The organism is Streptomyces cahuitamycinicus (assembly GCF_002891435.1).
Lineage (GTDB): Bacteria > Actinomycetota > Actinomycetes > Streptomycetales > Streptomycetaceae > Streptomyces > Streptomyces cahuitamycinicus.
On sequence record NZ_POUC01000461.1, the window covers coordinates 1 to 5,986 of the forward strand.

The following is a 5,986-nucleotide window of genomic DNA, read 5'->3' on the forward strand; positions in this document are numbered from 1 at the left end:
TCGTGGGCTCGGAGATTTGTATAAGAGACAGCCGCTGCGGCGCGATCCCCGCCGGTACCGCCCGCTGCCTCGCCGGGGTCCCCGTCCAGCACGTGCCGCGGCGGGACAGCAGGCGGCGGAGCCAGAGCTCCAGGGCGACCAGGTCCGCGAGGCCGTCCAGGGGAAGAGGCTCGCCCGCCGCCGCATCGCGCAGCGCCTTGCGCACCACACGGGCCTCGACCAGGCCCGCCTCCGCCAGCAGCGGGGTGTCGAACAGGGCGACCAGGGAGTCCGCCGCCACCCGCAGGCCCGTACGCTCCGCCGCCGCCGTCGCCTGGGTCGGGGCGCCCCAGCCGGGCGGCAGCTCCCGGACCCCGGCTCCTTCCAGCACCGTCCGCAGGATCGCGGCCCGCGCACCCGGCCGCACCCGCAGCGCCTCGGGCAGCGCCCGGGCCGCGCGGACGACCTGGTTGTCGAGGAACGGCGCGTGCAGCCGCTGGAAGCGGACCTCCGCGGCCTGCTCCAGCACCCGCAGGTCCGCCGCATGGCGCGCCAGCGCCGCACGCGCGCGGAAGTCACCCGGCCGCTGCCCCGGCCCCACCAGCTCCGACCGGTGTGTCGACGCCTGAAGGCGAACCGATACTTCAGCGAGCGCCTCACCGGTCAGCCAGCGCGCCGCCGGCCCGGGTCTGCCCCAGGTCAGCGCGGCGAGCGAGGCATCCAGCGCCCCGCCGGGCGCGTCGAGGCCGTCGTCGGAGCGGGGGGCGAGCAGACGCTCGGCGAGGGACTCGACCCCCGACCGGTACGGCGTCCGCGACAACCGCCGGGCCGCCGCGTACACCCGCGCCGGCACCAGCACGGACCCGTCGGCCTTGGCCAGGGCGGCGACCGGCCGTACGAGATGACGCCGTCGGCGGTCCATCAGCAGGTCGGCGAGGCGCGCGGGGTGGGCGTCCAGGACCTGGCGCGCGCCGTAGCCCGTGAAGTGGTCCGCGCTGCCCGCGGCCAGCCGGGCCCGATGGCGCGCCGCGGACACCAGGCACGGCCCGGGTTCGTCGGTCAGCGGCCCGTCCAGGTCGGCGTACGGAAGGGTCTCCTCGCCGCCCGGCACGACGACGTGGTGCAGCCGTGGGTTCGCCGCGAGCGCGCCCGCCCGCTCCAGCTCGGCTTCCCGCCCGCCGACGGCGAGGTCGTTGAACGTGACGGCGAGCAGCCGCTCCCCCGCGCCCGTGCCGTGCCCCAGCACCGTGCCCGGCATCCCGGGCAGGCCCGCGGCCAGCAGCGCCAGAGCCCCGGAGGCCGGCCCGCCGGACAGGTCCGCGCCGATGCCCGGCACCGGCATCCCGCGCGCGGCCCGCCGCTCGGCGGGACCCATGCCGGGCACCGGACCGGGGTCTATGTCCGCCCCGGGAACGTGCCGCGGCGCGGACAGCCGCGTCCGTACGGACTCCACCAGCGCGTCGCGCACCGCGTCGACCGCGCTGTCGGGATCGGCCGGGGGCGCCGCGACGGCCAGCGAGGCGACCGGCTCGTACCCGGCGATCTCGCGTGCCCCCGCGCGCAGGATGAGGGCATGCCCGGGCGGAATGCGCTTCACGCCGTCGTACGGCGTGGAGTCGTGCAGCGCGGCGGGCACGTCCGGGGCGGCCAGCAGCGCGGCGAGATGCCCGAAGTCCAGGTTGGCCTCGATCAGGTCGGCCAGCGGCAGCGCGGCGGTCGCGTACGCCGTGCCTCCGGCCCAGGGCGTGTGGAACACCGGCCGCGCGCCCGCGAGATCGCCGCAGACGGTGACCCGTCTGCCGACCTGGACGATCGCGGTGTAGCTGCCGGGCCAGGCGGTCAGATGCCGGAGGGCGCCACCGCGCGCGGCGAACAGCGCGACGCGCAGCTGCTCGTCGGTGGCGCCGCAGATGCCGAGGACGGCGATCCTGGTCCGGTCGTCGGCCTTCACGACCCGCACCTCGTCGGGGCGCCAGTCGCCGACCGCCCACAGCGGGTCCGGGTCCCCCCACAGGAGTTGGGACCCCACCGGGTGCAGCGTCTCGCCCTCGCTGCCGGTCGCCCCCGCCGAACCGGCAGCGACGGCTCCCGCGGCGGTGCTGCTCCACCCCACCAACCACCGCATCGCCGCCTCCACAGGCTGTGGACAACCAGTGCACCGTACGAACCGGTTCACCATGCTGCCATGAAGGAAGCGTTCCAGAGGGTGCCGACGCCGCTTGCGCTCCGTCCAATGCGCCCCGGCGGAGCCGCCGACACGTGTCCGGACCCCCGAACACCCGCACGTCTTATGCGGAGTCGGGCCCGAACGGCGGTCGGAGAAGACGGCGTCGGAGACAGACGAGAACGAAGAGGCGGCCAAGAATCAAGGCACGTCGGCGACATGTCTCCGGTATGACTGCGACGCGAATGCGCCCCCGGAACGCGCCCCGATCACGCCCGGTGCGCCCTCAACTGCCGTGGTAGGAGGCTTGATACCCCACGGCCCACGGGGTCGATTTTCAGCCGAATCGATTTCGCGCGGGCAGCCTCGAACACGCTCCGTACAGGCTCCGCGCCCTGCCACCCGGTCGCGCAGTCCGGGAGACGGAGCACGCCTCCCGGACCGTTCCGCCGCCCGCGGGGATGAAGGCGGCGGTGTCCCCCAGCCCACTGGATCCAGTACAGCGGGCCGACCCACGCGATGACCATGGAACCGCTCCCGCGATGGCCGGAGAAGAGCGCACGGACAGGCGCACGGCCACACAGCGGGAGCACGTCGCAACAGCCCGTATCTGAACCGCACTTCAGTACGGACCACAATCCCGCCAACCGGAAGAATGCCCCTTAACGCTTGGGATGCGGCGAACTACGCTGGGTTTACGAATGCCGCATGGTTATGCCAGTGCGGCAGCCGTCTGTGTCGAGGGGTGGCGCATGTCCAGGGAGCAACGCGGGCCGAACGAAAAACTCGGCGCCGTTCTCGCCCTCGCGGGAATCTCCAACGCAGGCCTCGCGCGGCGCGTCAACGACCTTGGCGCTCAGCGAGGACTGACACTTCGCTATGACAAAACGTCGGTGGCGCGCTGGGTGTCGAAGGGGATGGTGCCGCAAGGTGCTGCCCCGCACCTCATCGCCGCCGCCATCGGCCAGAAACTCGGCCGCCCGGTGCCGCTCCACGAGATCGGCCTGGCGGACGCGGACCCCGCACCCGAAGTCGGCCTCGCCTTCCCGCGGGACGTCGGTCAGGCGGTGAGGTCCGCGACCGACCTGTACCGCCTCGACCTCGCCGGCCGCCGGGCCGGTTCCGGCGGCATCTGGCAGTCGCTGGCCGGATCGTTCGCGGTGAGCGCATACGCAACGCCCGCCTCACGATGGCTGATAACCCCGGCCGACAGTTCGGTCGCGCGTGACGTGGGCCCCGGCGAGGGCTCCGGCGCACCGCTCAAAGTCGGCCACAGCGATGTGCAGAAGCTGCGGGAGGCCGCCGAGGACGCGCGGCGCTGGGACTCCAAGTACGGCGGCGGCGACTGGCGTTCGTCCATGGTCCCCGAGTGCTTAAGGGTGGAGGCGGCCCCGCTGCTGCTCGGCTCGTACTCCGACGAGGTCGGCCGGGCCCTCTTCGGCGCCTCCGCCGAACTCACCCGGCTCGCGGGCTGGATGGCCTTCGACACGGGCCAGCAGGAAGCGGCCCAGCGCTACTACATCCAGGCCCTGCGCCTGGCCCGGGCTGCGGCGGACGTCCCCCTCGGTGGTTACGTGCTGGCCACCATGTCCCTCCAGGCCACCTACCGCGGCTTCGGCGACGAGGGTGTGGATCTCGCCCAGGCCGCCCTCGAACGCAACCGCGGCCTGGCCACGGCCCGCACCATGAGCTTCTTCCGCCTCGTCGAGGCACGCGCGCACGCCCGCGCCAACGACGCCCCGGCGGCCGGCGGCGCCCTCAAGGCGGCCGAGAGCTGGCTCGAGCGCGCCCGCCCCGGCGACAACGACCCGAGCTGGCTCGGCTTCTACTCCTACGACCGTTTCGCCGCCGACGCGGCCGAGTGCTACCGCGACCTCAAGGCACCCCGCCAGGTCCGCCGCTTCACCGAGCAGGCCCTGTCGAAGCCGACGGAGGAGTTCGTCCGCTCCCACGGCCTGCGTCTGGTCGTCTCGGCCGTCGCCGAACTGGAGTCGGGCAACCTGGACGCGGCGTGCGAGCAGGGGGTGCGGGCCGTGGAGGTCGCCGGGCGGATCTCCTCGGCCCGTACCACCGAGTACGTGAAGGACCTCCTGCACCGGCTGGAGCCGTACGGCGACGAGCCACAGGTGGTGGAGCTCCGTGAGCGTGCACGCCCTTTGCTGATGACTCCGGCGTAGTCGGAGCAGGGGTGCCGCCCGTCCCGCGTTTGAAGGCATTGTCAGTGGCGCAGTGCACTATCGAAGCGGGAGGTGGTGCGAGTGCGGATCGCATACGACTGTGACGTACTGGTGATCGGCGGCGGAATCGTCGGGCTGTCGACGGCGTACGCGATCACCCGCGCGGCACCGGGCACACGTGTCACCGTCCTGGAGAAGGAACCGGGCCCGGCCCGCCACCAGACCGGCCGCAACAGCGGCGTCATCCACAGCGGCATCTACTACCGCCCAGGCTCCCTCAAGGCGCGCTACGCGGTGCGGGGCGCGGCGGAGATGGTCAAGTTCTGCGCCGAGTACGGCATCCCGCACGCGATCACCGGCAAGCTGATCGTCGCCACCGACCGCGCGGAGCTGCCCCGCCTGCACGCCCTCGTACAGCGCGGCCGGGAGAACGGGATCCCGGTGCGGGAGCTGGGCGCGTCCCAGATCGCGGAGTACGAGCCGGAGGTGCGCGGCCTCGCCGCGATACACGTCGGCACGACCGGCATCTGCGACTTCGTCGCGGTCGCCCGCCAGCTGGCCCACGGCTCCGGCGCGGAGATCCGCTACGGCACACGGGTCGTGCGCGTCGACCGGCGCCCGGAGCGGGGAGTCGCCGTGCTCACGGCTGCGGGGGGCGTCGTACGCGGGCGGGTCCTGGTGAACTGCGCGGGGCTGCAGTGCGACGAGATCGCCCGGCTCACCGGGGACGACCCGGACATGCGGATCGTGCCGTTCCGGGGCGAGTACTACGAGCTGGCCCGGCCGGAGCTGGTGCGCGGCCTGGTCTACCCGGTGCCCGATCCGGCGTTCCCGTTCCTCGGCGTGCACCTCACACGGGGTATCGACGGGGGCGTCCATGTCGGACCCAACGCGGTGCCGGCCCTGGCTCGCGAGGGCTACGGGTGGGGCACGGTCCGCCCCCGCGAGCTGGGCTCGACCCTGGCCTGGCCCGGCTCCTGGCAGATAGCCCGCCGGCACTGGCGGTACGGGGCGGGTGAGCTGCGGCGCTCCCTGTCCAAGCGGGCCTTCACGCATGCGGTGGGCAGGCTGCTGCCCGGAGTGTCCGAGGACGACCTCGTACCGACGGCCGCGGGGGTGCGTGCACAGGCGGTCCTGCGTGACGGGACCATGGTCGACGACTTCCTGATCCGCGAGGGCCCACGCACGGTGCACGTCCTGAACGCACCGTCTCCCGCGGCCACGGCGTCCTTGCCGATCGGCCGGGAGGTGGCCCGGAGGGCGTTGAGCGCGCTGTGAGATCTGCAGATCCCGGCGTTGCCGCGGGGTCAGGGGGATCCCTCAACCCGGCGAAACGGGATGCCTCCCCCAAGCTCTCCGAGCAGGGGGGACCCCCAGCGCCCTCAGCGGCACGATTGCCCACGGCTGGGGCGGCACGATTGCCCGCAGCTAGGGCGGCACGCACCCGCACCCGCCGTCGACGCAAGGGGACGTGTCGGGGGGTGTCCGCCCGCAGCGGTTGGCGCGTCAACGGACAGTGAGTCGGTACGCGACCCATCGCGCCGTTCCGAGGACGGACACCCCCCGGCGCGGCCCCGACCCACCACCGGTGAGACGCGCCTCACCGGCGGACTGCGCGCCACACCCCAGCCGTAAAATCAGAGGCACTGTGTCTGACTCCGCAAAC

Annotated in this window: 3 protein-coding genes; 2 read left to right on the plus strand and 1 reads right to left on the minus strand. The window is 73.5% G+C overall.

The features are described 5' to 3' along the window. On the minus strand, positions 1-2,104 hold a 2,104-nt coding region (locus C1J00_RS36675), incomplete at its 3' end, for an asparagine synthase-related protein (protein ID WP_102913251.1). Between the two features lie 791 nt (positions 2,105-2,895). On the opposite strand from C1J00_RS36675, the gene C1J00_RS36680 reads away from it, so the two are divergent. Both C1J00_RS36680 and lhgD read left to right on the plus strand, forming a co-directional pair. Beyond that, on the plus strand, positions 2,896-4,320 hold the full coding sequence (locus C1J00_RS36680; RefSeq protein ID WP_031137852.1) for an NsdA family TPR-like regulatory protein: 1,425 nt from the start codon (positions 2,896-2,898) through the stop codon (positions 4,318-4,320). 72 nt (positions 4,321-4,392) lie between these two features. Further along, on the plus strand, positions 4,393-5,598 hold the full coding sequence (lhgD, locus tag C1J00_RS36685; RefSeq protein ID WP_102913252.1) for an L-2-hydroxyglutarate dehydrogenase: 1,206 nt from the start codon (positions 4,393-4,395) through the stop codon (positions 5,596-5,598). The last annotated feature ends 388 nt before the right edge of the window (positions 5,599-5,986 follow it).

What these genes read in the sequence shown, in the direction of transcription:
- C1J00_RS36680 (WP_031137852.1), top strand. Translation starts at nt 2,896, where the DNA reads ATGTCCAGGGAGCAACGCGGGCCGAACGAAAAACTCGGCGCCGTTCTC.